Below are 24,778 nucleotides of genomic sequence, written 5' to 3'. Positions count from 1 at the left end.
TTTCACCGGAAATTGACAGGTAGTCCATTCGCCCAAATACTTCCTGCATCCGATCTTCTCAGCCTTGGAAAGAACGACCATGCGCAGGATCACGCGGAATTCACGTTGCATCACTCCGGCTTTGGTGCTGGCTGCGATCGCCGGCCCGGCAGCGGCCGTCGAGAATGGCGCGGGCATGTATATCCTAGGCTCGCGGACCAGCGGTGCGGGGATGGTTGCGCCAGCGGGAACCTATACCCAGCAAAGCTATTACGCCTATTCCGGCGACATCAGCGGCGAGATCCCGAATGGCGGGCGGCTGGAGGTCGGCGTCGATGGGTCGGCATTTATCGGGCTGTCGTCAGTGCTGTGGTCGTTGGAAAGCGAACCCGTGCTCGGCGGACAACCCTATGTCAGTTTCACCCTGCCCTATGGCTACAAGAAGTCCGAAGTCGATGCCACGCTGAACGCACCCGGCGGCGACGTCCTGACCGGCTCGAAATCCTCAGACAGCTTCCTATTCGGCGACCCCGTGCTGGGTGCTGGTCTGGGCTGGGGACAGGGGCCGTTCTATGCCTCGCTGAACATGCTGATCAACGTTCCGGTCGGAGATTACGAAAAGGGTCGCAGCACCAACGTCGCCTTCAATCACTGGGCCTATGACTTTACCGGCGGGCTGACCTGGATGAATGCTGATACCGGCTGGCAGGCCAACTTCGCCGCCGGTGTCACCTTCAACGACATGAACGACGACACCAATTACGAATCCGGGGACGAGCTTCACCTTGAAGCCGCGATCGGCAAGACCCTGAACCCGAACCTGACACTGAGTTTGCAGGGCTATTATTACAAGCAGATCAGCGGCGATAGCGGCTCGGGCGCGCTGCTTGGCGAGTTCAAGGGCGAAGTCACCGGCCTGGGTCCGGCGGTTGCATGGAACAGCGACTGGAACGGCACCCCCCTCGCCTTCGAGGCACGTTGGTTTCACGAATTCGACGCGACAAACCGACTTGAGGGTGACGCGGTCCTGTTCAACCTGATGATCCCGCTGGGCGGTTGACCCGCTACCGAAAAGCCGTTCTCGGAATAATAAATCAACAAATCCCGAACCCTGTCCAAAAGGCCAGGTTCGGGATTTTTCATTTACTCTTCGCCCGCCCCATTTCAAAGCCATAATGGTTAAAATTCATCCGGAAGTTGACTAACTTCGACAGGTAAATCCTATCCATTTGTTTAACTTGCCGGAATTTCATCCAGCGGTTCAGATGGCCTTGGGGGAGCGTGAATTTCCTCAAGTCGAAATTACGGCAATATTCAGCCGTTTCTGTTTTGGATGTTAACGATGCCATATGTTACCGAGATTCCCGCGGGATTGATTTCCGTGGCCGATGGAAACCTTTCCTTCAACGGGCCTGCCGACCTTTCCGACATGATCGACCGTTCCGCGGATGTGGGACAATACAAGATCGATGCGGATGGCGCGAGCAGCCTGTCCAGCGGGGACAATTTCACCTTCATCGCTCCTGACCCAAGCAGTAATCTGGAATGCACCTATCTTGGGGCGGGCACGCTTAACTTCGCCCCCTATGCGGTCAACCTTAACCGGCTGGATCTCCAGGTCACCGTTTCTCCGATTAACGGTTATCTGGTCGAGACCGACGGTAAATACTACTTCGTCACCGATGGCCCGCTTGACAACGACCATGTCACGGCGACCATCGAGGGTACGGTCGGCCCCTCGCAGGGGAATCCTCAGCCGGTTTCGGTCGGGCCAGTTCCGCTATCGCAACTGGCTGACTCTCTGGCCAATGATATTGACGGGCTTGCGCAGGGTTGGGCCGATCGACTGGCTGCAGACGTGCGGCAACTCGACGACCAGTTCGTGGGCTATGGACGCGCCTCGGATTCGACGCTGACGCATGACCAGACCGTCGATCGTGAACTCACCGATGCCGAGGTGGTCTGCTTCGTCGCCGGCACCCTGATCGAGACTGATCGCGGCCCGGTTCCGGTTGAGGAACTGGTCGCCGGGGATACGGTCTGGACCAAGGATGACGGTTTCCAGCCCATCCGCTGGATTGGCAGCGTCAAGCTGTCGGGCGCGATGCTGGCGAACAAGCCGAACCTGCGCCCGATCCGCATCCGCGCCGGGGCGCTGGGGGCAAATACGCCCAGCAGCGACCTGCTGGTGTCACCGCAGCACCGTGTCCTTGTCCGCTCGCGGATCGCGGTGAAGATGTTCGATACGATGGAAGTGCTGATCCCCGCCAAGCAATTGCTGCAAATCGACGGGATCGATTATGACCACGCCACCACCGAGGTCGAATATTTCCATTTCCTTTTCGACCGGCACCAGATCGTCGTCTCGAATGGGGCCGAGACGGAAAGCCTGTTCACCGGACCGCAGGCGCTGCGCGCCCTGACTGCCGAGGCGCGGGACGAAGTCCTAAGCTTGTTCCCCGAACTGGCCGAGCGGGACTATCAGCCCGAGGCGATCCGCCCACTGCCTTCGGGTCGCAAATCGCGCAAGCTGGTGCAGCGTCATGCCAGCAAGCACCGCGATCTGGTCTGCTGATACATAAGCCGAGGGACGGTAGGGCAAGGGGCGGCATGACCGCCCCTTGTCAATTCAGCGACGCTTCACGCCCGGAAGTGCGCACAGCATCTCGAACAGGTAGTTCGCGGCGATGACGGCGGTATTGCCAGCCGGATCATAGGGCGGCGAGACCTCGACCAGATCGCAGCCGATCAGGTTCAGCCCGGCGCAGCCGCGGATGATCTCAAGCCCCTGGATCGTGGTCAGACCACCGACCTCGACCGTGCCGGTGCCGGGCGCAAAGGCCGGGTCAAGGCTGTCGATGTCATAGGACAGATAGACCGGAGCGTCGCCGATCTCAGCGCGGATTTTGTCCATCAGCGGGGTCAGGGATTTGTGCCAGCATGCTTCCGCCGGGGTGACGGTCCAGCCTTTGTCGCGGCCCCAGTCGAAATCCTCGGCCGTGTAGCCCGAGCCGCGCAGACCGATCTGATAGACCTTGTCGTTCAGCAGGCAATCGTCTTCCCACGCGCGGCGGAACGGGCAGCCGTGGGCTTCTTTCTCGCCGAACATATGTTCGTTGGTGTCCGAATGCGCATCGACATGGATCAGCGCGACCGGGCCGTGCTTTTCGCGCATCGCGCGCAGGATCGGCCAGGTCAGGGTGTGGTCGCCGCCCAGCGTCAGCGGGATCACGTCATGCTTCAGGACTTCGCGATAGTGGTTGGTGATGATATCGACCGATTTTTTCAGATCGAAGGTGTTGATCGCCACATCGCCAATATCGGCCACTTGCAGGCTGTCGAAGGGCGCAGCGCCAGTCGCCATGTTATAGGGGCGGATCATCCGGCTTTCGTCGCGGATCTGGCGCGGGCCAAGGCGCGTGCCGGGGCGGTTCGAGGCGCCGATATCCATCGGGATGCCGATGAAGCAGGCATCCAGCCCCGCCGCCGTGTCCTGCGTGGGAAGGCGCATCATCGTGGCCGGTCCCCCGAAGCGCGGCATGGTGTTGCCGCCAAGCGGTTGGTTAAATCCGTCGGACATCGGGTCTTGCTCCTGTAGTATGGCAATTTTCAGGCAGACTAGGGCAGTCCGTCACTTCGCTAAAATCACGGCGTTGCGAACCTGACTTCGACCTGAACCGACGTTATCGCGGGTCAGCGCTGGCGGGAAAGCTTCGGATTCCCCCGAAGCAAGGGCCGTTCAATCGTGATGTTTCCCAATGCAAAGACAGGGCATCACGCCGCTCGATATTCTCAAGGAGCCGTAACATGACCCAGATCGCCCCCAGCACCGCCCTTCTTGGGCGCGAGATGTGCGTCTTCATCGACGGGGCATGGCGCGCCGGTCACGGCGACCAGATCGTTTCCGTCGATCCCTCGACCGGCCAGCGCATCGCGGAATTTCAGGGCGCGCGACCCGAGGATGTGGCGGTTGCCGCCGAGGCCGCGACCCGTGCCTTTGGCACGTGGCGGCGGCTGCCCTCGACCCAGCGCGCGGTGTTCCTGCGCGGCTTTGCCGAAGGTCTGCGCCGCCGCAAGGATGATCTGATTCAGTTGCAGATGCTGAACAACGGCAAGCCCCGGATCGAGGCGGAAATCGACGTGGACGACGCCGCCGCGACCTTTGACTATTACGCCGATCTGGCCGAGACGCTGGATGCACGGCAGGATGGCGCGGTCGAACTGCCCGACCCGACCCTGCGCGGTCGCACCCGCTTTGAGCCGGTCGGCCCGGTGGCGCTAATCGTGCCGTGGAACTTCCCGATGGTCACGACCGCATGGAAGCTGGCGCCCGCGCTGGCGGTCGGTTGCACTGCCGTGCTCAAGCCCTCGGAATTCACCACGCCTGCCGAACTTGTCTATGGCGATATCGCGCTGGAAATCGGCCTGCCCGCTGGCGTGCTGAACATCCTGCCCGGCGCGGGTGCGGTCGGTGGCGCAATGACTACCGAGCCGCGTTTCCGCAAGATCAGCTTCACCGGCTCGAACGCGACGGGCCGCCGGGTGATGGCGGCGGCGGCGGAACGCTCGGTTCCGGTCTCGCTGGAGCTGGGTGGCAAGTCGCCCATCGTCATCCTTGACGATGCCGATGTCGCGCAGGCGGTCGAGATTGCGGCGCTGGGGATCTTCTTCAATGCCGGGCAAATGTGCTCGGCCACCTCGCGGATGATCCTGTCGGACCGCATCGCCGATGACGTCATCGCCGGGCTGCGACGCCATGTCGCGGGCATGGTGGTCGCGGGCCATCAGGATCCGCGCGCCGAGATGGGGCCGCTGACCACCGCCGCGCAGCGCGACAAGGTGCTGGAATACCTGCTGCGCGCCCGCCATGACGGGCTGGACTGCCTGACCGGCGGTGCCTCGACCGGGCCGCAATCGGGTTCCTTCGTCGAGCCGACCGTCTATCTGGACGTGCCGACCGATCACGCCATCTGGCGCGAGGAAATCTTTGGCCCGGTTCTGGCGATCCGCCGCGTTTCCTCGGACGATGAGGCGCTGGCCCTGGCCAATGACAACGACTTCGGCCTTGCCGCGACCGTCGTCGGCGGCGCCCGCGCCGAGGACATGGCCAGCCAAATCGATGCCGGCCACGTCTGGGTAAACTCGCCGCAGATCATCTTCCCGAACACGGCATGGGGCGGGTTCAAGGCCAGCGGCATTGGCCGTGAACTGGGGCCGTGGGGGCTGGCCGCCTATAGCGGCGTCAAGCATGTGACGTCGCGCGCCTGACAGCGCAGGGGTTGCGTCGCGTCATCATGCGGGCCAGATCAGGGAAAACATCCCTGACGAGGCACCCGCGTGACCCAAAGGCGCGAAACGCAATCCCGCTCGACCCCTGCCGCCTTGTCGCGGCGGGGCAAGGCACGCACGCCCATTCCGGTCGAAAGCGCCGACATTCGCCTGATCCGCATCTTTCTGCGCGTGGTCGAGGCGGGCGGGCTGTCGGCGGCGCAATCAGAACTGAACCTGGCACTGTCGAGTATTTCCGAGAAAATCTCGGCGCTTGAGGCACGCTATGGGCTGAAGCTGTGCAAACGCGGACGCGGCGGCTTTGCCCTGACCCCCGCGGGTGAGGATTTCTACAAGGAAGCGCAGCGGTTGCTGGGGACACTGGACCAGTTCTCCAGCCGCGTCTCGGCGCTTGGCGCGCAGATGCCGCGCAGCCTGTCGATCGGGCTGGTGGACAATACCATCTCGGACCCGCTTTGCCCGATCTCGCGGGCAGTGGCGCTGTTTGCCGAACTCGCGCCGCATGTGCATCTGGAAATTATCACCCTGTCGCCGGGCGAATTGCTGCGCGAGGTCATCGGGCAAAAGGTCGATCTGGCCGTTGGCAGCTTTCCCCGCGCCGCCATGGGGCTGGATTACCTGAGCCTGCATGACGAAAGGCACAATATCTATTGTGCCACAGACCACCCGCTTTTCGATCTGCCAGACAATCAGATCGGCATCGACACCATTCGCGAACACCGGATCATCGCGCGCAGCTACTGGGCATCGCGCGACATCCGCGTCTTTGCCATTGCCGCGCCCCATGCCACGGTTTCGAACATGGAGGCCGAGGCGCATCTGATCCTGTCGGGTACCTATCTGGGCTATCTGCCCGACCATTACGCCGCGCAGTTCGGCGACCAGTTGCGCAAGATCCGGCCCGATCTGTTCTCCTACGTGGCGAAATTTCAGGTGGCGACGCGGCAGGACTGGCAGTCGCGCCACGCCACCCGCGCCTTTATCGAGGCCTTGCAGCAGGCCAGTAACGAATTGCGCCGCCCCTAGGGGCGGCGCAACCGTATCGATCAGCCTTTGCGCTTGGGCGCGAAGCCCTTGCTGGGACCATCTGCCTTGCGCTTGGGCGCGGGCTTGGCCCAACCCGCTTTCGCACCGGCGGGCTTTGCCCCCGCAGGCTTGGCAAACTTGGCCTTTTCGCGCGGAGCGAAACCTTCGGTGGGGCGCTTCGCGGCCTTTTCACCGGTGCTCCAACGCGCCTTGCGGGTCACGGCGCCGTCATCCTGACGGGGACGGTCATCGCGGCGCTCAAAGCTGCGCTCGGGGCGCGGCTCATAGCTGCGTTCAGCGCGCGGTTCGCGGCGCTCTTCACGATAGCCTTCGCCCTCGAATTTCTTCTTGGGGTAGCCCTTCTTGACGGCAGGCTCGCGACGCGGCGAGGCGGCGGCGCGCTCAAAGTTCGGCATGCCCTGCTGACGGATCATCATCAGCCCGTCTTCCAGCTCGGTCGCCTCGCCGAACTTGTCGGCAGCACCGGCGGCAATCTGGACGAAGCTTTCATGCTCGCGGACCTTGATCGCACCGATCACGTCCTTGGTCACCTGACCGGCTTCGCAGATCTTCGGCAGCAGCCAGCGCGCCTCGGCCCGGCCGGAATAACCGACGGTCAGGCTGAACCACACCGATTCACCGAAATCGCGCGGCTCACGCGGCGCGGACGGAGCAGGTTTCTCCTGCATCACCGTCAGCTCCTCGGGAGCGGGACGACCTTCGCGCCACATCCGCACAAAGGCCGCAGCGACTTGCTCGGCGCCGAAGCGGTTGAGCAGTTCGGCGGTCAGCGCGCTGTCCTCGCCCGCGGGCTCGGTCAGGGCGGGGTCGGCCATCAGGCGTTCATCATCCTTGGCGCGAACTTCGTCGGCGCTGGGGGCACCGGACCATTCGGCCTCAAGCTTCGCCATCTTCAGCAGGCGCTGTGCCTTTTTGTAATCCGAAGAGGTGACGATCAGCGCCGAGACACCCTTGGAACCCGCACGACCCGTCCGGCCCGAACGGTGCAGCAGGGTTTCCGAATTGGTCGGCAGATCGGCATGGATCACCAGTTCCAGCCCCGGCAGGTCGATGCCGCGCGCGGCCACGTCGGTCGCGATGCAGACCTGGGCGCGACCGTCGCGCAGCGCCTGCAGCGCATGGCTGCGCTCGGCCTGGCTCAGTTCGCCCGACAGCGCCACAACCTTGAAGCCGCGATTGCCCATGCGGGCCAGCAGGTGGTTCACATTGGCGCGGGTCTTGCAGAAGATGATCGAGGTCCGCGATTCATGCAGACGCAGCAGGTTGAAGATCGCCGGTTCGCGGTCGCGGGGCAGCACGCTATAGGCGCGGTATTCGATGTCGCCATGCTGGCGGGCCTCGCCCTGTGCGACGATGCGCAGCGCGTCCTTCTGGAAGTCACGGGCCAGCTTTTCGATCGCCGGCGGCACCGTGGCCGAGAACATCAGCGTGCGGCGCTCGGCCGGGGCGGCTTCGAGAATGAATTCCAGATCTTCGCGGAAGCCCAGATCCAGCATCTCGTCGGCCTCGTCCAGCACGGCGGCGCGCAGCTGGGACAGGTTCAGGCCACCGCGATCGATATGGTCGCGCAGACGGCCGGGGGTGCCGACGACGATATGCGGGCCACGCTCCAGCGCGCGGCGCTCATTGCGGTAATCCATGCCGCCGACGCAGGTGGCGATCTGAACGCCCGCCTCGCCATACAGCCATGCCAGTTCGCGGGCGACCTGCAGCGCCAGTTCGCGGGTCGGCGCGATGGCCAGACCCAGCGGGGCATCGACCGGCGTAACGCGGTCTTCGCCCTGCAGGATATCGGGGGCAACGGCCAGACCAAAGGCCACGGTCTTGCCCGAGCCGGTCTGCGCCGAGACCAGCATGTCGCGGCCTTCGGCCTCGGAAGCCAGCACGGCCTCTTGCACAGCGGTCAGGCTGGCATAGCCTTTGGCCGCCAGAGCCGCGGCCAGCGGCGCGGCAATATTCAGTTCTGTCATGTTTTCGCCAGAAAGGGGGGTGCCAAACACCCGATGAGCGGCACCGATCCCTTTGCGGCAGGAGAGCCAAGGCTCCGCCGCTCCGGACGCGCAGCGCCAGAAGGGGGCCATTTAGACGCGAAGGCCCGACAAGTAAAGCACGAAATGCACGTCGGGCCTGCGCAGGCTAGTTATTCCGCAGCGACACCCTCCAGTGCCGAGTTCCGCGAGGAATAGAACAGATAGAATGCCGCCGCCAGAACCAGCCAGATCGCGGTCAGCCGGAACACGATGCCGGGCAGGTTCGAGATCAGGTAGAGGCAGCTGAGGATGCTGAGGATCGGTAACGCCGGGAACAGCGGCACCTTGAAGCCGCGCTCGGCATCGGGACGGCGATAGCGCAGGATGATCACCCCAAGCGACACCACGGTAAAGGCGGTCAGCGTGCCCATGCTGGTCAGGTCCCACAGCACGTCAGAAGGCAGGAAGGCAGCAATCGCCGCGATCACGCAGGACACGATGACCGTGTTCGCGGTCGGCGTCTGGGTCTGCGGATTGAGGCGGCTGAATACCTTGGGCAGCATGCCGTCGCGCGACATGGCGTAAAGGATGCGGGTCTGGCTGTAGATCACCACCAGCGTGACCGAAAACACCGAGATCACCGCCCCCGCCGACAGGATCACCGCCGGAATCGGCGAGCCGGTGACATTGTGCAGGATCACGGCCAGACCGGCTTCTTGCCCGTCAAATGCGCCCTGAGGCTGCGATCCCAGCGCGGCCAAGGCCACCAGCAGGTAGAAAAGGATCACGATGATCAGGGCCAGCACGATCGCGCGCGGCAGGTTGCGGCGCGGGTCCTTGACCTCGTCCCCGGCGGTCGACACCGCGTCCAGCCCGATGAAGGTAAAGAAGATCGACCCCGCCGCCGCGCTGACGCCAGCAAAGCCATGCGGCGCGAAGGGGGCAAGGTTCTGGCCGTCAAAGGCGCTGAAGGCGATCAGGATGAACATCACCAGCACCGCCAGTTTCAGCACCACCATGATAGCATTCACCCGCGCCGATTCCCGCGTGCCAGCCGTCAGCAGGAAGCAGCACAGGAACACCAGCACCGCCGCCGGCAGGTTGATCAGCCCGTCGCCGCCGAATTGCAGCGCATATCCGTCCGCGACCAGCGGCGCATGCAGCAGTGCACGTGGCAGTTCCAGCCCCGTCGTCACCATCAGCAGATTGTGCAGATATTCGCTCCACCCTACGGCCACCGCCCCGGCCGAAACGCCATATTCCAGCATCAGGCAGGCCGCGACCATGAAGGCCACACCCTCGCCCAAAGTGGCATAGGCGTAGGAATAGCTGGAGCCCGAGACCGGGATCATCGAGCTCATCTCGGCATAGCACAGCGCGGTCAGCCCCGCCGCAAGCCCGGCGATCAGGAAGGAAATCAGCACCGCCGGACCCGCCGTCGGCACCTGCTCGGACAGGACAAAGAAAATCCCGGTGCCGATGGTCGCGCCGACGCCCAGCATGGTCAGCTGGAACAGCGAGATATGCCGCCGCAACTGGACGCCGCCTGCATTTATGGCCTGCTCGTGGAAAAGGCGGACCGGTTTCTTGCGCAGGATGCGCTGCACAAGCGGTGTCGTATTCGTCATGTGTCTTTTGTATTCCCTGTCTTCCGGGGCCGCCGCCCCGCTTCTCAGCCCGTTTCGTCGGTGGAAACGGGGGCAGACAACAGGTAGGCCGGCTCGCGGCTGTCGAATCCGGCGACCCTTTGGCCGAGGGCAAAGGCCCGGGTCAAGTCCTCGCGTAGCCGCAGACGGGCCGACATTGCGGAATTTTTGTCCATTTGCATCATCGCGTCGATATCCTTGGGGATGGCGATGCGTTGGGCGGTGGGGTCGGGATCGGGGCGATGACCTGCGGCGCGGGCGGTTACCGGGGCGCTGTTCAGATCCCAGTCCAGCAGCAAGCGGTCCGAGGGCAGGCCGGCGTTGATGCCCTCCATCGCGCCGTAATAATCGTTCAAATAGGTCGCGGACGTCGCCCCCAGCGCGCCGATATTCAGCCCGGCATTGACCGCGCGCAGCGGATCAAAGGTCCAGCGCACCCGGGTGATGCCGCGTGCCAGACACCAGTCGCGCTGGAACCATTTCAGCCGCAGGCCCAGCTTCAACCCGCGCGCCTGCGGCAGCACCGCCAGGCGGTGCGAATGCTGCACCCCCGGCGTGGCGCTGGGAAAGGCGAACAGGAAGGCCAGCATCTGCGGCCCGTCAAAGGCACCGGCGACCAGCCCGCCCTCATGCTGGATCGCCAGCATCAGGTCGGCATTGTCGGCCGGATCATCCGCCCCCCAGACCGCGCGTTGCAGGTCCTCGGACGCGCGCAGTTCGGCCAATGAGGCCAGTTCGCGCAGGACCACACTCACCGGAAGTCCTCGCGCGCGCCGGTGACCTGATCGAGGAAGCTGCGATCCAGCGTCACCCCCAAACCCGGCCCATGCCGCGGTACCGCCATCAGGCCGTTATCGGACTCAAGCTGCTGTTCGGTGATATCTTTTGCAAAATAACGGCTTGCGGATGATGTATCACCCGGTTTCGAGAAATTAGGCAGGCTGGCCAGATGGATGTTCTGCGCCCGGCCAATGCCCGATTCCAGCATGCCGCCGCACCAGACCGGCACGTCGAAAGCCGCGCACAGGTCATGGATGGCACGGGCCTCGGCAAAGCCGCCGACCCGGCCGACCTTGATGTTGATGACCCGCGCGGCCTCGGCGACCAGCGCCTTGCGCGCATCCGTGGCCGAGCGGATGCTCTCGTCCAGACAGATCGCCGTGACCAGCCGGGCCTGCACTTTCGCATGGTCGTGGATGTCGTCGAAAGCCAGCGGCTGCTCGATATAATCCAGCCCGAAACGGTCCATTTGAACCAGCAAAGGCAGGTCCGGCAGGCGGTAATCGGTATTGGCATCGACGGTCAGCTTGATGTCGGGGAAGCGTGTCCGCACCGCCTCCAGCAGCTTCAGGTCATGGCCGCGCTTGATCTTCAGCTTGACCCGGCGATAGCCCGAGGCGACGGCGGTCTCGACCCGCTCAAGCGTCGTCGGGATGTCGGCGATGCCAAGGCTGACGCCGACCTCGACCGCATCGCGCACCCCACCCAGCAGCGCCGAAAGCGGCTGGTCCAAGGCCTTCGCCCACAGGTCCCAAAAGGCCATCTCGACCATGGCCTTGGCCATGCGATGGCCGCGCCAGGGGGCCAGTTCAGCCGCAATCTCGGCGGGGTTCGAGAAGCGCCGCCCGATCAGCCCCGGCAGCACCGCCTGCCGCAGGAAATCCAGCGCCGCGCTTTGGGTTTCCTCAAGATAGTCGGGCAGCACGTCCATGACGCCCTCGGCGTAGCCCTCCAGCCCCTCGCCGCGCAGCGTCAGCAGCGGGAACACCTTCTCGGTCATCGTCCCGGTCGAAATCACGAAAGGCGTCAGCAAAGGCAGCCGCACAAGCCGCAATTCCGCCGAGTCAATGCGAAGGCCAAGGGGGGATATGTCAGTCATGATCGTCTCGCTGGAAAGGCGCGCGCAACCTGATGGGAAAGCGCGACATTCGCAAGCCGGTGATTGTGCCTGCCGTCAGATCACCAGCATTTCGAGGATCAAAAAAAGCCTCGCGGCGATCACCCCAGAAGTTCGGAATGAAACGCCCCCTTCATTCGGATTCCAGTCTGCGCTACAGACGGATCATGCTGGTAGATCCGAACAACCCGTTCTTCGACCGCCTGTGGGTCAGGCTTCTTTGCGTTCTGGCGCCATTGGGCTGGGCCGCGGTCGAGTTTTCCAATGCCGAGAACTTCTGGGGCGGCTGCTTTGCCGCCGCAGGCCTCTATCTGGCTTATGCGCTGTTCTGGGTCAGGGGACGGGACCGGAGCTAACGCTCCCCGGCCTCGCGGTCCAGCAATTCGCGCTTGCGCGCAATGCCCCAGCGATAGCCCGACAGCGCCCCATCCGTGCGCACGACCCGGTGACAGGGGATGGCGACCGCGATGGTATTGGCCGCACAGGCCCCCGCGACCGCGCGCATGGATTTCGGCTGGCCCAAGCGCCGGGCAAGTTCGGCATAGCTGACGGTTTCGCCGACGGGCAGATCGCGCAGGGCCTGCCAGACTCGCTGCTGAAAGGCCGTGCCGCGGATATCCAGCGGCAGGTCCAGCCCTAGCGCCGGACGCTCGACAAAGCCGATGACCTGCGCCACCAGCTTTTCATATTCCGCATCCGCACCGACCAGCCGGGCGCGGGGAAAACGGTCCTGCAATTCGCGCAGAAGCGGTTCGGGCTCATCGCCCAGCGAGATCGCGCAGACCCCCTTGTCGGTGCTGGCGACAAGGATCGCCCCCAGCACACATTGGGCAAGGGCAAAGCGGATCTCGGCCTGCGCCCCACCCTGCCGATAGGCCTTGGGCGCCATGCCGATGATCGCGTCCGAGGTCGCATAGAAACGGCTGCCAGATCCAAATCCCGCCTGATAGATCGCTGCCGTGACGCTGCCTTCACTGGCCAGCGCGTCGCGCAGGCGACCCGCCCGGTGCGCCTTGGCATAGCCCTGCGGCGTCAGGCCGGTCCGGGCCTTGAACTCGCGGTGGAAATGAAAGCGGCTCAGACCGATGCGGCGGGCAAGCTCCTCGGTCGAGGGCGGGGTCTCGGCCGCCTCGATGATGCGGCAGGCCTCGGCAATCAGGGCGTCATTGGCCTGTGCCGGTGATTGCCCGCGCGGATGGCAGCGCAGGCAGGGCCGGAAACCCGCAGCATCCGCCTCATCGGGGGTGGCAAAGAAGGCAATGTTTTCGGGACGGGCGCGGCGCGAGGGGCAGGACGGCCGGCAATAGACCCCCGTGGTGCGCACGGCATAGACGAACTGGCCATCCGCGCGCGGATTGCGGGCCAGAACCTCGCTCCAGCGCGGGTCGAGGGCTGCGTTTTGATCCTGTTGCATGAACATGATATAGCACCTTCCTGGTCGTGTCGGGCATATCATGCGCGCGCTTCACGCGGAATGCGCCCCGGTTCTTGCTGTCAAATCGCAAGCCATGATGCGCACGTCGGCCCCGCAAGCAGGTGGAACCCTGCCTGCGCCCACGACCTTTAGACCGGGGCGGCATTGCCCGACCCAACCGAACCGCTAGGACCGCGAGCCCTTCGCGCCACTGGAAAAGGACGGAGCCTTTGAAGGACATCACCAAGGAATTCGGATCGCTCGATCTGGATGAACATGCTTTTTTCTTTGATTTCGACGGCACACTGGCCGAAATCGCCCCTCGGCCTCAGGATGTGATCCTTGCCCCCGAATTGCGCCGCGACCTGTTGCGGCTGAGCATCCGGACCAAGGGCGCAGTTGCCGTCATCACCGGGCGCAACCGGGCCGAGATCACCCCGCATCTGGACGCGGCAATCCCCGTCGCCGGGCTGCATGGGATGGATTTCCCCGGAGCAGCGCCCGCGCCCGATGATGCGTGCCGCTTGGCTGCAATCCGACCCCTGTTGCCGGGATTGGCCGAACTGGTGGCAAGACATCCCGGCACCTTGCTTGAGGACAAGGGGCCGGGTCTGGCGCTGCATTGGCGCGGCGCGCCCCAGTTCGAAGCCGCGATGGTCGCCGCGGCTCAAGCCGCCCTGAATGCGCTTGGGCAGGGCTGGGCGCTGCAACCCGGTAAGTCCGTGGCCGAGATCCGCCCCATTGGCGACGACAAGGGCTCGGCCCTGTGCCGTTTCATGGAACTGCCGCCATTTCGCGGCAGGCGTCCCGTCGCCTTTGGGGACGATCTGAACGACCTGCCGATGCTGCAGGCCGCGCGCGAGGCGGGCGGCATCGCCGTGGCGATGGGGGAACGCGACCTGCCCGCCGATATCCGGCTAGAGGGGCCAGTGGCGCTGATGGAGTGGTTGGAAGAAAGGCTGGGCGCATGAGGAAACCGATGCAAACGCTTGAACTTGGGATCATCGGCAATGCCTCCAGCGCGGCGCTGCTCAACCAACATGGCGACATGATCTGGATGTGCCTGCCCCGCTTCGACAGCGATCCGGTATTTTGCGGGTTGCTCGAACCCAAGGCGGGCGAGGATGAAGGCATCTGGCAGATCCGCTGCGACGACCTGACCGAGACCCGGCAAAGCTACCTGCGCAACAGCGCAATCCTTGTGACCGAACAGACCGACGCCAAGGGCAACCGGCTGCGGATCACCGACTTCATGCCGCGCTTTCGCGAGCGCGGGCGGATGTTCCGGGGCCGGACCGTGGTGCGCATCGTCGAGCCGCTGGCAGGCACACCGCGCATCACCATGCGCCTGCGCCCGCGCCATGGCTACGGCGCGCATGCCGCCCAAATCCGGCGCGGCTCGAACCACCTGCGCTATGAGTTGGGCGATCAGAACCTGCGCCTGACCACCTCGGCCCCGGTCGAATTCGTGGTGAATGAGACCCCCTTCCTGCTGGATCGCCCCCGCGTCTTTCTGCTGGGCCCGGATGAGCCCCTGAGCGATGCGCCTGAGGTGATCGCCTCGACCTTCCTTGAACGAACACAGGAATACTGGGCCGATTGGGTGCGGGCGCTGTCGATCCCGCCCGACTATCAGGATGCCGTCATCCGCGCGGCGATCACGCTGAAGCTGTGCGAATATGAGGAAACCGGCGGCATCGTCGCCGCGCTGACCAGCTCGATCCCCGAATATCAGGGCACGGGTCGGAACTGGGATTATCGCTTCTGCTGGCTGCGCGACAGCTTCTTCACGGTCAAGGCGCTGAACAGTCTGGGCGTGACCCGGACGATGGAGGACTATCTGGACTATGTCCTGAACCTCGCCACCGGGTCGCATGACGGATACATGCAGCCGCTGTTCGGGCTGGGCCATGAGCGCGTGATCCTTGAGGAAAGTTGCGACGCGCTGGCGGGCTATCGCGGCAATGCGCCGGTCAGGCGCGGCAATGCGGCCTATGTTCAAGTCCAGAATGACGGCTATGGCTCGGTCATTCTGGCGGTCAGCCAGTGTTTCTTCGACCAGAGGCTGCCACGGTTGGGTGGCACGGATCTGTTCCATCGGCTTGAGGTTCTGGGCCATCAGGCGGTCGCGCGCTGGAATACCCCCGACGCGGGCCTGTGGGAATTCCGCACCCGCGAAAGCATCCATACCCATTCGGCGCTGATGTGCTGGGGGGCCTGCGACCGGCTGGCACGGATCGCCGCGCATCTGGACCTGTCTGATCGCGCCGCCCATTGGGGGGCCGAGGCCGCCCGCATCCGCGAGGCGATCGAAGCTTATGGCTGGAGCGAGGCCCGCCAAAGCTATGTCATGGCCTTCGGCAGCGAGGATCTGGATGCCAGCCTGCTGCTGATGACCGAAATCGGCTTCACCACCGGACAAGACCCGCGCTACCGCGCCACCGTCGCCGCGATCGAGGCCGAGTTGCGGCAGGGACACCACCTGTTCCGCTACAAGACCCCCGACGATTTCGGCGCGCCCGAAACCGCCTTTACCGCCTGCACCTTCTGGCTGATCGACGCCTTGTGTCGCCTGGGTCGTCATGACGAGGCGCGCGAGATCTTTGCCGAGGTGCTGGCGCAAAGGAACGCGCTGGGTCTGCTGTCCGAAGGGGTCCATGTCGCCAGCCGCACGCTGTGGGGGAACTTCCCGCAGACCTATTCCATGGTCGGGCTGATCAATGCCGCGACCAAGCTGTCGCGGACATGGGAGGAGGTCGTTTGAGCCGTCTGATCGTCGTCTCGAACCGCCTGCCCGCGCTTGGCAAAGGCGTGGCGGCAGGCGGGCTGGCCGTGGCGCTGGATGCGGCGCTGAAGGACAAGGGCGGGCTGTGGCTGGGCTGGTCGGGCAAGACTTCGGACGCGCCCGGCCCGGCGCAGGTCCACACCGAAGGCGCGGTGACCTATGCCGCGCTGGACCTGACCGCCAAGGATGTGTCGGGCTATTACGACGGCATCTCAAACTCCGTGCTGTGGCCCCTGTGTCATTACCGGGCGGATCTGCTGGAATATAACCGCGCCGATATGGACCGCTACATGGCGGTGAACGGCAAGTTCGCCGATGCGCTGGTTCCGATGCTGCGACCCGACGACCTAGTCTGGGTACATGACTATCACCTGATCCCGCTGGCCGAGGCCCTGCGCGAAAGGGGGGTCCAGAACCGGATCGGCTATTTCCACCATATCCCTTGGCCCGCACATGACCTGTTTCGCGCCCTGCCCCGCGCGCGCTGTTTCCTGCAGGCGATGCTGGCCTATGACGTGGTCGGCCTTCAGACCCGCGCCGATGCCCGCAACCTGCGCGAGGCGCTGGACGCCCGCCGCCACGACCTTGAGGAAACCATCGCGCCACGCGGCACGCGGATCGGGGCCTATCCGATCTCGATCGACACGGCGGCTTTTGTCGCCCGCGCGCGACGGGCGCGCGACCTGCCCCGCATCCGGGAACTGCACCAGCGTTTCGGGCCGCGCGACATGGTCATCGGGGTGGACCGGCTGGATTACTCCAAGGGCCTGCCCGAACGCTTGCGCGCCTTTGAACAACTGCTGGAAAACCATGCCGGGCTGCATAACCGCGTCAGTTTCCTGCAGATCACCCCGGCCTCGCGCAGCGGGATCGAGGGTTACGACCGCATCCAGCAAGAGGTCGCCGAACGCGCGGGTCGGTTGAATGCCAGCTATGGCACGCTGGACTGGGTTCCTGTGCGCTATATCAACCGCGCCTTCAGCCACAGCCTGTTGGCGGGGCTTTACCGCCTGTCCAAGGTCGGGCTGGTCACGCCGCTGCGCGACGGCATGAACCTTGTCGCCAAGGAATATGTCGCGGCGCAAGACCCCGAGGACCCCGGCGTGCTGGTCCTGTCGCAATTCGCGGGTGCCGCGGCCGAGATGCAGGGCGCGCTGATCGTCAATCCGCATGATGTCGAGGAGGTCGCCACCGCTCTTGCCCGCGCCCTGACCATGCCGGTCGAGGAACGCCGCGACCGGCATGCCGCGATGATGCGCAGGCTGACGGCCTTTCCGGTGGCGGTCTGGGCGAAATCCTATCTGGCCGATCTGGAGGCGGCGCAGCGCCGGGTCAATCCTGCGACCGATCCCGGCTGAGAACGTAAAAGGCCCCAGCAGCCAGTCCCGCCGCCATTGCAAACCATGTCAGCGCATAGCTGAGATGGTTGTTGCGGAAGCTGACCACGGTCAGCCCGCCAATCGGCAGGGCCTGCGCAGCCGGGCCCCTGTCGGCGTCGATGAAATAGGGCGCGTGATCGGTCAGCCCGAAATGCTGCGACAGCGCCTCAACATCGCGAGAATACCAGCGCCCCCCTGCCGGGTCGTTGTCGCGCAGGAATGCTCCGCCGGGTTGCGTCAGGCGCAGAAGACCGCTGACCTGCTGCTGCCCTTCCGGGCGGGCGCGGGCGCTGGCCTCACGCCGGTCATCGGGGACGAAACCGCGATTGATCCAGACCGCCCAGCCTTCGGGTGTGACCAGCGGGGTCATGACCCAGAAGCCCGAGCCCTGTCCGGTAACGGCCTTGACCAGAACCTCGTCCTGAAATTCGTAAGCACCCGCCAGCGCGACGCGGCGATATTCGTCCGCCTCGGGCGAGATCGCCGCCCATTCGGCGGCAGCGGGGGCGGGAACGGCGGGGGCAGCGACACGCGCCTCGACCCGCTCGATCAGATCCGTCTTCCAGGACAGACGCTGGACCTGCCAGACGCCCAGTCCCAAAAGAACGATGACGCCCACCACCGAGGCGAGCGCCATCAGCGCCCAGGCCATTCCTGACCTGGGCCGGCGCGGCCCGTGAGCCGCGCCCGACATCACGGCATGACCTGCAGTTCGTGGTTCATCTGCGGCATCATGTTCGTGTTCAGGTGGAACATGACCCACAGCGAACCCGCGATCATGATGACCACGATCACGATGGTGAAGATCGCGGACAGCAGCGTCCAGCCTTCTTCGGCCGAGCTGTTCATGTGCAGGAAGTAGATCATGTGGACCAGCACCTGCGCCACGGCGCAAAGCACGACCAGACCCACCGTCATCACGCGGCTGTCGAAACCACCGCCCATGACGACGCCAAAGGGGATGACGGTCAGGATCACCGCCAGCACGAAGCCGGTCATGTAGCTTTTGAAGCTGCCATGATCGTGATGCGCGCCGTGATCGTCATGATGGTTATGCGAATGTGCCATCAGATCACCCCCATGAGATAGACGACCGTGAAGACCCCGATCCAGATCAGGTCAAGGAAGTGCCAGAACAGGCTGAGGCACATCAGGCGGCGCTGGTTTGCCGCCGTCAGGCCGAACTTCATGACCTGAACCATCAGCGTGATCAGCCAGATCGAGCCGAAGGTCACGTGCAGACCGTGCGTGCCGACCAGCGTGAAGAAGGCCGACAGGAAGGCCGAGCGCTGCGGACCCGCGCCCTCATGGATGAGATGCGCGAATTCGTAAAGCTCGATGGCCAGGAAGCACAGGCCAAAGAACAGCGTGATCAGCAACCATTTGAGCGTGCCCGCCTTGTCGCCCTTGGCCATGCGAAGCATCGCAAAGCCATAGGTGATCGACGAGAACAGCAGCATGGCGGTGTTGATCGCCACCAGTTCAAGGTCGAACAGGTCCTTGGGGCCGGGACCGGCCGCAAGGTTTCCGTGAAGCACCCCATAGGTCGCGAAGAGGACTGCAAACATCAGGCAGTCGCTCATCAGGTAGACCCAGAACCCGATATTGGTCGAGGCTCCTTCGGGGTGGTGATGGGGCTCGGTTTCCCAATAGGCGGCCGGGCCCTTCAGTTCGGTGATGGTGCTCATCGCATCATGCTCCCTGTGCCAGCTGAGCGTCGCGGGCCGCTTCGACCTCGCGCACCTCTTCGGCGGGGACGTAGTAATCCCGGTCGTAGTTGAAGGTGTGATAGATCGAGTAGCCGACCACGCCCAGGAAGGACAGGATGGCAAGCCACCAGATATACCAGATCATGGCCATGCCGCAGACCGTGCAAAGCGCGGCCAGGATCACACCGGTTCCGGTGTAGCGCGGCATGTGGATCGGCAGGTATTCCGCCTTGGGGCGCGCCGCGCCGGCAGCCTTCATCTCGGCCCAGGCATCCAGATCGTGAACGACCGGGTTGAAGGCAAAGTTGTAGGACGGCGGCGGCGACGAGGTCGCCCATTCCAGCGTGCGGCCGTTCCAGGGATCGCCCGTCACGTCACGGTATTCCGGCTCATTGCGCTTCCAGATCGAGATGCCGAACTGGACGAACATCGCACCGATGCCAGCCGCGATCAGCAGCGCGCCAAAGGCCGCGATGATGAACCAGATCTGCAGACTCGGATCGTCGAAGACGCGCATCCGGCGGGTCACGCCCATCAGGCCGAGGATGTAAAGCGGCATGAATGCCACCCAGAAGCCCACGACCCAGCACCAGAAGCTGACTTTGCCCCAGAACACGTTCAGCTTGAAGCCGAAGGCCTTTGGCCACCAGAAGTTGATCGCCGCAAACAGGCCGAACAGCACGCCGCCGATGATCACGTTATGGAAGTGCGCGATCAGGAACAGCGAGTTGTGCAGCACGAAGTCCGCCGGGGGAACGGCCAGCAAAACGCCGGTCATGCCGCCGATGACGAAAGTCAGCATGAAGGCGATGGTCCACATCATCGGCAGCTCCATGCGGACGCGGCCATGATACATGGTGAACAGCCAGTTGAAGATCTTGGCCCCGGTCGGGATCGAGATGATCATCGTGGTGATCCCGAAGAACGAGTTCACCGAGGCGCCCGAACCCATCGTGAAGAAGTGGTGCAGCCACACCAGATAGGACAGGACCGTGATGCAGACGGTCGCATAGACCATCGAAGTATAGCCGAACAGCCGCTTGCCCGAGAAGGTCGAGGTGACCTCCGAGAAGACGCCGAACAGCGGCAGGATGAGGATGTAAACCTCGGGGTGACCCCAGATCCAGATGAGGTTGATATACATCATCGGGCTGCCACCAAGGTCATTGGTGAAGAAGTTCGTGCCGATATAGCGGTCCAGCGTCAGCAGGATCAGCGTCATCGTCAGAACCGGGAACGAGGCCACGATCAGGATGTTCGTGCAGAACGAGGTCCAGGTGAAGACAGGCATCTTCATCATGGTCATGCCAGGCGCGCGCATCTTCAGGATCGTCACCATCAGGTTGATCCCCGACAGCGTTGTCCCGACACCCGCGACCTGCAGGCCCCAGATGTAATAATCGACGCCGACCCACGGGCTGTAAGCGATGCCCGACAGCGGCGGGAATGCCAGCCAGCCGGTTTGCGCAAACTCACCCACGAACAGCGAAGCCATGACGATGATCGCACCGCCCGCCGTCATCCAGAACGAGAAGTTGTTCAGGAACGGGAAGGACACGTCGCGCGCCCCGATCTGCAGCGGCACGACATAGTTCATCAGACCGGTGACGAAGGGCATCGCCACAAAGAAGATCATGATGACGCCATGCGCCGTAAAGATCTGGTCGTAGTGGTGGGCGTTCAGATAGCCTTCCGAGCCGTTGAAGGCGATGGCCTGCTGAAGCCGCATCATGATCGCGTCGGCAAAACCGCGCACGAACATGATCAGGCCAAGGATCATGTACATGATCCCGATCTTTTTGTGGTCCACCGAGGTGAACCATTCTTTCCAGAGATAACCCCAGAGCTTGTATTTGGTCAGCAGCGCGACCGTGGCCGCGCCGCCGAGCACCACGGCGACAAAGGTCGCCGCGACGATCGGCTCCTTCGGGATGGCGTCCCAATTGAGACGCCCCAGAAGGAAGGTGGTTTCGACATTTGTAGGAATGGCCATCTGGGACTCCGGCTCAGAGTTGCTTGTCGACGGCGTCGGGTCGCCGCGCGTCCTGGATGAGCCGGGGCATGCTCAGCCCCAGACCAAGGCGGTTGTCGGGGCGGGGCAAGGCAATGCCGCGCATCGGCGTCTGGTCGACGCGGACGACCGGCTGCGACTGGCGCAGGTCCGAGAACATGCGTGCCGAATCCGCGGGGGTGCAGAAGCTGGTGACCATGAAGGGCTCTTGCCCCAGAACCGGGCGGGCAAGGCCGCGACGGATTTCCTTGTCATGGGTCAGCTGGGCCATGTTGATGGTCCCGGCCAGGCCGGTGCCACCCTTGGCGTCCAGCGCCATCATCTCGGCCATGCAGATCTTGCCTTCTTCGACGCACATGTTGACCACGCGGTCGAACAGTTCCGGATCGGTCTGCGCGAAGGTCATCGGCTTCACGTTCTCGGTCGGTGCTTCGAGCTCAAGATATTTCGCACGGTCCAGCGTACCGCCAGCGGCACGGGCTTCGTCGACCCATTGGTCGAATTCGGCCTGATCAAGCGCATGCGCCTTGAAGCGCATCCCCGAGAAGCCGTGGCCCGAATAATGCGAGGCAAGCCCCTGATATTCGCCGCCATGGTTGAAGACGCCGTGCAGCGTGGTCTCCATGCCGGGCATTGCATAAAGCATGCCAGCCATGGCCGGGATGTAGAAGGCGTTCATCACCGAGGACGAGGTCAGGCTGAACTCGATCTCGCGGTTGACCGGGACAGCCAGCTCGTTGATCGAGGCGACGCCTTGTTCCGGGTAGATGAACAGCCATTTCCAGTCCAGCGCGACGACCTCGACGCGGAACGGGTCCTGCTCCGGGACCGGTTCGCTTGCGCTTAGACGGTCCAGCGGACGGTAGGGGTCCAGAAGATGCGTGCCGACCCAGGTCAGCGCGCCAAGGCAGATGATGATGATCAGCGGCGCAGCCCAGATCACCAGCTCGAACTTGGTCGAGTGGTCCCAATCGGGGCGATAGGGCGCGTTTTTATTCGAGGCGCGGTAGCGCCAGGCGAACAGCACAATCAGCACCATCACCGGAATGATGATGATGAGCATCAGGCCGGTCGAGGCCAGAAGCAGATCCTTTTGGCGCTCCGCGATGTCGCCGGAGGGCTTGAGCACCTCCATCTTACAAGCGGAGAGCGCGAGAATAGCGGGGGCAAGCGCGAGAAAGCGCGCCAGTCGGGGGAGTATACGCATGAAAGCCGTAACCTCAGCTGAAGAGGGGGCGTAGGGAGGGGTAGATCGGGCCACCCCCTAATGGTTCGGGTCCGCGACAGACATAGGACAATTTGCCACACCCTGCGCATCTTGAACATCTGCGTTGACCAGAGGAAGAACGCCCCCACTATTGCCTTAAAGTCCCCTCGCCCCCCACGCTGTCGGGTGCCCCTGATAGGTCAGCTAGACATGTGCGCAGCTACGCCCTCCTCTTCCAACCTTCCTCGTGAGGCCGCCGGACATGATGTCCGCCCGTCCGACATCGCGGTCGGCGTGATCATCGGACGTTCGTCCGAGTTCTTCGACTTCTTCGTTTTCGCGATCGCCTCGGTCATCATCTTTCCGCATCGGTATTTTTCCTTTGCGGATCCGTTGACTGCGACGCTTTGGTCCTTCGCGGTCTTCGCGCTGGCCTTCCTTGCCCGCCCGCTGGGCACGGCACTTTTCACCGTGATCGACCGCCGCTACGGCAAAGGCACCAAGCTGACGCTGTCGCTGATGATTCTTGGTACCTCGACCGTCGGCATGGGTCTGATCCCGTCCTACGACCAGATCGGCGCGGCCTCGATCGCGGTGCTCTGCCTGTTGCGAATCGGTCAGGGCATCGCCCTTGGCGGCGCATGGGACGGTCTGCCCTCGCTTCTGAACATGAACGCGCCGGAAGATCGTCGCGGTCTTTATGTCATGGCGCCGCAGCTTGGCGCGCCGGTCGGTCTGATCGTCGCCAGCCTGCTTTTTGCCTATCTCCTGTCGAACATGTCGCAGGAAGACTTCCTGAGCTGGGGCTGGCGCTACCCGTTCTTTGTGGCCTTCGCGATCAACGTCGTGGCGCTGTTCGCCCGTCTGCGCATCGTGGTCACCCCGGAATACGCGCAAGCCTTCGAGGATCATGAGCTTGAGCCGACCAGCTTCCGCGCGGCCATCGCCAATGACGGCCACACGATCCTTGTCGGGGCCTTCGTGCCGCTGGCCAGCTTTGCGCTGTTCCACATGGTCACGGTTTTCCCGCTGTCCTGGATCTATCTCTACACCAACGAGACCCTGTCCAACTTCCTGGTGATCGAGGCGCTTGCCGCGGCCTGCGGCTTCCTTGCCATCATCCTGTCGGGCGTGGTCGCCGACCATATCGGTCACCGCAAGCTGCTGTTCCGCTGCGCGGTCGCCATCGCGATCTTCAGCCTGTTCGCGCCGCTGCTGCTTTCGGGCAACCAGATCGGCGAGGCGGTCTACATGATCATCGGCTTCATCATCCTTGGCCTCAGCTTCGGTCAAAGCTCGGGTGCGGTCGCTTCGCTGTTCGAGCCGCGCCGCCGCTATACCGGCTCGGCCATCGTCTCGGATCTGGCATGGCTGTTCGGCGCGGGCTTCGCTCCGCTGGCGGCACTGGCGCTGTCCTCGTGGCTGGGCCTGCCGGCCGCCGGGCTTTACCTGCTGTCGGGTGCGCTTTGCACCATGGCGGCGCTATGGTTCGCCCGTCAGCTGCGCCTGCGCTAAGCCGGTCCAATCGCAAAAATCAGAACGCCCGGTTCCGCACCGGGCGTTTTTCATTGAAATCACCGCGTCCACGCCCTATCTATCTATCTAGCTAGATAGCTAGCCAGTTGAGGTCGCCATGTGGACGCTTCAGGACGCCAAGAACCGTTTCTCGGCCGTGGTCGAGGCCGCCATGTCCGGCCAGCCGCAACAGGTCACCCGTCGCGGCAAGCCAGCGGTCGTCGTGCTGTCTGCGGCGGAATATGACCGGATGCGGGCGGCAGCGGCGGAAAATCGCGGCTCGTTCATCGCGCATCTGCTGGATTTTCCGGGTGTTGCCCCCGACACCCCGCGCCAGCCCGTCCGGCCGCGCGATGTCCAGTTCTGATTCATGCTGATTCTTGACACCAATGTCCTGTCGGCGTTGCGCCGCCCCGAGCGCAGCCCCGATGTCGCCGCATGGCTGACCCGTCAGGACGAATCGCAGCTTTACCTGTCAGTGGTGACGCTGGGAGAGATCGAGCGCGGCATTGCCCGGCAAGAAGAGGTGAACCCGCCCTTTGCCCGCGACCTGCGGGACTGGCTGACGCGAACGGTGACGCTGTTTGCCGACCGCCTGCTGCCCTTCACCGCGACCGAGGCACAAATCTGGGGCAGGCTTTCCGCCCGGATCGGTCATGATGGTGCCGATCTGCTGATCGCGGCCACCGCCCTGGCCCATGACGCGACGGTGGTGACGGGGAATGTGGCAGATTTCCGCCCCTCGGGTTGCCGGATTTTGGACCCTTTCGTTCCGCATGCGGTCTGAATCGCCGCAATTCGGGCGATCATTTCCCGAAACCCCTGCGGCTTTCGGAACATTGTCATGGCTATCCGCGCCGCAGGGATATGCATATGCTTATTTTCCCGGCCCCCTTAATTCCGCTGGCCGATATGAATACTCCTATGGTC

Annotated in this window: 22 protein-coding genes; 11 read left to right on the top strand and 11 right to left on the bottom strand. The window is 63.8% G+C overall.

From position 1 onward, the window contains the following. The first annotated feature begins 79 nt into the window (after positions 1 to 79). Positions 80 to 1,039, top strand: a complete 960-nt coding sequence (locus IB235_RS11425) for a transporter (protein ID WP_155040114.1) — start codon at positions 80 to 82, stop codon at positions 1,037 to 1,039. A 282-nt stretch (positions 1,040 to 1,321) separates the two neighbouring features. Next, the gene (locus IB235_RS11420; protein ID WP_225612229.1) at positions 1,322 to 2,554 is read left to right on the top strand and encodes a Hint domain-containing protein; all 1,233 of its coding nucleotides are present in this window, start codon (positions 1,322 to 1,324) and stop codon (positions 2,552 to 2,554) included. A 54-nt stretch (positions 2,555 to 2,608) separates the two neighbouring features. Here IB235_RS11420 and speB read toward each other — a convergent pair whose 3' ends face one another. Further along, a complete protein-coding gene (speB, locus tag IB235_RS11415; protein ID WP_192336818.1) occupies positions 2,609 to 3,559 on the bottom strand; it encodes an agmatinase in 951 nt (316 codons plus the stop codon). A 227-nt stretch (positions 3,560 to 3,786) separates the two neighbouring features. Here speB and IB235_RS11410 point away from each other — a divergent pair, with 227 nt between their 5' ends. Together IB235_RS11410 and IB235_RS11405 are read left to right on the top strand one after the other, a co-directional pair. Further along, a complete protein-coding gene (locus IB235_RS11410) occupies positions 3,787 to 5,247 on the top strand; it encodes an aldehyde dehydrogenase family protein (protein ID WP_225612227.1) in 1,461 nt (486 codons plus the stop codon). Between the two features lie 69 nt (positions 5,248 to 5,316). After that, entirely contained in the window at positions 5,317 to 6,294 is a 978-nt protein-coding gene (locus IB235_RS11405; protein WP_192336817.1) for a LysR family transcriptional regulator, read from the top strand. Between the two features lie 20 nt (positions 6,295 to 6,314). Here the strand turns inward: IB235_RS11405 and IB235_RS11400 are convergent, their stop codons facing one another. The 4 genes from IB235_RS11400 to menC form a co-directional block, all read right to left on the bottom strand. Further along, positions 6,315 to 8,285, bottom strand: coding sequence for a DEAD/DEAH box helicase (locus IB235_RS11400; protein WP_155040117.1), 1,971 nt, complete (start codon positions 8,283 to 8,285; stop codon positions 6,315 to 6,317). Positions 8,286 to 8,455: 170 nt separating this feature from the next. Beyond that, positions 8,456 to 9,913 carry an APC family permease gene (locus IB235_RS11395; protein WP_192336816.1) on the bottom strand — a complete coding sequence of 486 codons (1,458 nt, stop codon included), beginning with the start codon at positions 9,911 to 9,913 and terminating at the stop codon, positions 8,456 to 8,458. Between the two features lie 44 nt (positions 9,914 to 9,957). Continuing rightward, positions 9,958 to 10,686 (bottom strand): GNAT family N-acetyltransferase, encoded by a 729-nt coding sequence (locus tag IB235_RS11390; protein WP_192336815.1) that lies wholly within the window; start codon positions 10,684 to 10,686, stop codon positions 9,958 to 9,960. Beyond that, on the bottom strand, positions 10,683 to 11,810 hold the full coding sequence (gene menC, locus IB235_RS11385) for an o-succinylbenzoate synthase (protein WP_192336814.1): 1,128 nt from the start codon (positions 11,808 to 11,810) through the stop codon (positions 10,683 to 10,685). The genes IB235_RS11390 and menC overlap by 4 nt, the downstream gene beginning before the upstream one ends. Positions 11,811 to 11,947: 137 nt before the next feature. On the opposite strand from menC, the gene IB235_RS11380 reads away from it, so the two are divergent. Beyond that, positions 11,948 to 12,184 carry a hypothetical protein gene (locus tag IB235_RS11380; protein ID WP_225612225.1) on the top strand — a complete coding sequence of 79 codons (237 nt, stop codon included), beginning with the start codon at positions 11,948 to 11,950 and terminating at the stop codon, positions 12,182 to 12,184. Here IB235_RS11380 and ada read toward each other — a convergent pair. Then, positions 12,181 to 13,248: a bifunctional DNA-binding transcriptional regulator/O6-methylguanine-DNA methyltransferase Ada gene (ada, locus tag IB235_RS11375; protein WP_225612223.1), complete on the bottom strand. Its 1,068-nt coding sequence runs from the start codon at positions 13,246 to 13,248 to the stop codon at positions 12,181 to 12,183. The two genes, IB235_RS11380 and ada, sit on opposite strands and share 4 nt — an antisense overlap. 224 nt (positions 13,249 to 13,472) lie before the next feature. Here ada and otsB point away from each other — a divergent pair, with 224 nt between their 5' ends. Genes otsB through IB235_RS11360 form a run of 3 tightly spaced genes read left to right on the top strand, consistent with a single transcriptional unit; the run spans position 13,473 to position 17,385 of the window. Next, positions 13,473 to 14,213 (top strand): trehalose-phosphatase, encoded by a 741-nt coding sequence (gene otsB, locus IB235_RS11370; RefSeq protein ID WP_192336813.1) that lies wholly within the window; start codon positions 13,473 to 13,475, stop codon positions 14,211 to 14,213. A gap of 8 nt (positions 14,214 to 14,221) precedes the next feature. Further along, positions 14,222 to 16,006 (top strand): glycoside hydrolase family 15 protein, encoded by a 1,785-nt coding sequence (locus IB235_RS11365; protein WP_192336812.1) that lies wholly within the window; start codon positions 14,222 to 14,224, stop codon positions 16,004 to 16,006. After that, positions 16,003 to 17,385, top strand: a complete 1,383-nt coding sequence (locus IB235_RS11360; protein ID WP_192336811.1) for a trehalose-6-phosphate synthase — start codon at positions 16,003 to 16,005, stop codon at positions 17,383 to 17,385. Before IB235_RS11365 ends, IB235_RS11360 begins: the two co-directional genes overlap by 4 nt. Here IB235_RS11360 and IB235_RS11355 read toward each other — a convergent pair. From IB235_RS11355 to cyoA, 5 genes are read right to left on the bottom strand one after another with little or no spacing between them, the layout of a single operon-like run. Then, positions 17,360 to 18,058: an SURF1 family protein gene (locus IB235_RS11355; RefSeq protein ID WP_192336810.1), complete on the bottom strand. Its 699-nt coding sequence runs from the start codon at positions 18,056 to 18,058 to the stop codon at positions 17,360 to 17,362. The two genes, IB235_RS11360 and IB235_RS11355, sit on opposite strands and share 26 nt — an antisense overlap. A gap of 41 nt (positions 18,059 to 18,099) precedes the next feature. Beyond that, positions 18,100 to 18,474 (bottom strand): cytochrome o ubiquinol oxidase subunit IV, encoded by a 375-nt coding sequence (gene cyoD, locus IB235_RS11350; protein ID WP_192336809.1) that lies wholly within the window; start codon positions 18,472 to 18,474, stop codon positions 18,100 to 18,102. Continuing rightward, the gene (gene cyoC, locus IB235_RS11345) at positions 18,474 to 19,094 is read right to left on the bottom strand and encodes a cytochrome o ubiquinol oxidase subunit III (protein ID WP_155040125.1); all 621 of its coding nucleotides are present in this window, start codon (positions 19,092 to 19,094) and stop codon (positions 18,474 to 18,476) included. Before cyoC ends, cyoD begins: the two co-directional genes overlap by 1 nt. 4 nt (positions 19,095 to 19,098) lie before the next feature. After that, positions 19,099 to 21,108 carry a cytochrome o ubiquinol oxidase subunit I gene (gene cyoB / locus IB235_RS11340; protein WP_155040126.1) on the bottom strand — a complete coding sequence of 670 codons (2,010 nt, stop codon included), beginning with the start codon at positions 21,106 to 21,108 and terminating at the stop codon, positions 19,099 to 19,101. Positions 21,109 to 21,121: 13 nt separating this feature from the next. Then, complete coding sequence (cyoA, locus tag IB235_RS11335) at positions 21,122 to 22,261, bottom strand: ubiquinol oxidase subunit II (RefSeq protein WP_246195184.1); 1,140 nt, start codon at positions 22,259 to 22,261, stop codon at positions 21,122 to 21,124. A gap of 282 nt (positions 22,262 to 22,543) precedes the next feature. Here cyoA and IB235_RS11330 point away from each other — a divergent pair, with 282 nt between their 5' ends. The 3 genes from IB235_RS11330 (at position 22,544) to IB235_RS11320 (ending at position 24,635) form a co-directional block, all read left to right on the top strand. Beyond that, positions 22,544 to 23,848: an MFS transporter gene (locus IB235_RS11330; protein WP_155040128.1), complete on the top strand. Its 1,305-nt coding sequence runs from the start codon at positions 22,544 to 22,546 to the stop codon at positions 23,846 to 23,848. A gap of 118 nt (positions 23,849 to 23,966) precedes the next feature. Then, positions 23,967 to 24,215 carry a type II toxin-antitoxin system Phd/YefM family antitoxin gene (locus tag IB235_RS11325; protein WP_192336808.1) on the top strand — a complete coding sequence of 83 codons (249 nt, stop codon included), beginning with the start codon at positions 23,967 to 23,969 and terminating at the stop codon, positions 24,213 to 24,215. 3 nt (positions 24,216 to 24,218) lie between these two features. Beyond that, entirely contained in the window at positions 24,219 to 24,635 is a 417-nt protein-coding gene (locus IB235_RS11320) for a type II toxin-antitoxin system VapC family toxin (protein ID WP_155040130.1), read from the top strand. The last annotated feature ends 143 nt before the right edge of the window (positions 24,636 to 24,778 follow it).

It is taken from the genome of Paracoccus sp. PAR01 (genome assembly GCF_014851995.1).
In the GTDB taxonomy this organism is placed as follows: Bacteria; Pseudomonadota; Alphaproteobacteria; order Rhodobacterales; family Rhodobacteraceae; genus Paracoccus; species Paracoccus litorisediminis.
This window is presented reverse-complemented; position numbering and strand designations above follow the sequence as displayed.

Excerpts from the sequence above, each read along its gene's own strand:
- IB235_RS11320 (WP_155040130.1), top strand. The coding sequence starts at position 24,219 with ATGCTGATTCTTGACACCAATGTCCTGTCGGCGTTGCGCCGCCCCGAG.
- cyoD (WP_192336809.1), bottom strand. The coding sequence starts at position 18,474 with ATGGCACATTCGCATAACCATCATGACGATCACGGCGCGCATCACGAT.
- ada (WP_225612223.1), bottom strand. The coding sequence starts at position 13,248 with ATGTTCATGCAACAGGATCAAAACGCAGCCCTCGACCCGCGCTGGAGC.
- IB235_RS11330 (WP_155040128.1), top strand. The coding sequence starts at position 22,544 with ATGTGCGCAGCTACGCCCTCCTCTTCCAACCTTCCTCGTGAGGCCGCC.
- speB (WP_192336818.1), bottom strand. The coding sequence starts at position 3,559 with ATGTCCGACGGATTTAACCAACCGCTTGGCGGCAACACCATGCCGCGC.
- menC (WP_192336814.1), bottom strand. The coding sequence starts at position 11,810 with ATGACTGACATATCCCCCCTTGGCCTTCGCATTGACTCGGCGGAATTG.
- cyoC (WP_155040125.1), bottom strand. The coding sequence starts at position 19,094 with ATGAGCACCATCACCGAACTGAAGGGCCCGGCCGCCTATTGGGAAACC.
- IB235_RS11420 (WP_225612229.1), top strand. The coding sequence starts at position 1,322 with ATGCCATATGTTACCGAGATTCCCGCGGGATTGATTTCCGTGGCCGAT.
- IB235_RS11325 (WP_192336808.1), top strand. The coding sequence starts at position 23,967 with ATGTGGACGCTTCAGGACGCCAAGAACCGTTTCTCGGCCGTGGTCGAG.
- IB235_RS11380 (WP_225612225.1), top strand. The coding sequence starts at position 11,948 with ATGAAACGCCCCCTTCATTCGGATTCCAGTCTGCGCTACAGACGGATC.
- IB235_RS11425 (WP_155040114.1), top strand. The coding sequence starts at position 80 with ATGCGCAGGATCACGCGGAATTCACGTTGCATCACTCCGGCTTTGGTG.
- IB235_RS11410 (WP_225612227.1), top strand. The coding sequence starts at position 3,787 with ATGACCCAGATCGCCCCCAGCACCGCCCTTCTTGGGCGCGAGATGTGC.
- cyoB (WP_155040126.1), bottom strand. The coding sequence starts at position 21,108 with ATGGCCATTCCTACAAATGTCGAAACCACCTTCCTTCTGGGGCGTCTC.
- IB235_RS11365 (WP_192336812.1), top strand. The coding sequence starts at position 14,222 with ATGCAAACGCTTGAACTTGGGATCATCGGCAATGCCTCCAGCGCGGCG.
- IB235_RS11395 (WP_192336816.1), bottom strand. The coding sequence starts at position 9,913 with ATGACGAATACGACACCGCTTGTGCAGCGCATCCTGCGCAAGAAACCG.
- IB235_RS11355 (WP_192336810.1), bottom strand. The coding sequence starts at position 18,058 with ATGGCCTGGGCGCTGATGGCGCTCGCCTCGGTGGTGGGCGTCATCGTT.
- cyoA (WP_246195184.1), bottom strand. The coding sequence starts at position 22,261 with ATGGAGGTGCTCAAGCCCTCCGGCGACATCGCGGAGCGCCAAAAGGAT.
- IB235_RS11400 (WP_155040117.1), bottom strand. The coding sequence starts at position 8,285 with ATGACAGAACTGAATATTGCCGCGCCGCTGGCCGCGGCTCTGGCGGCC.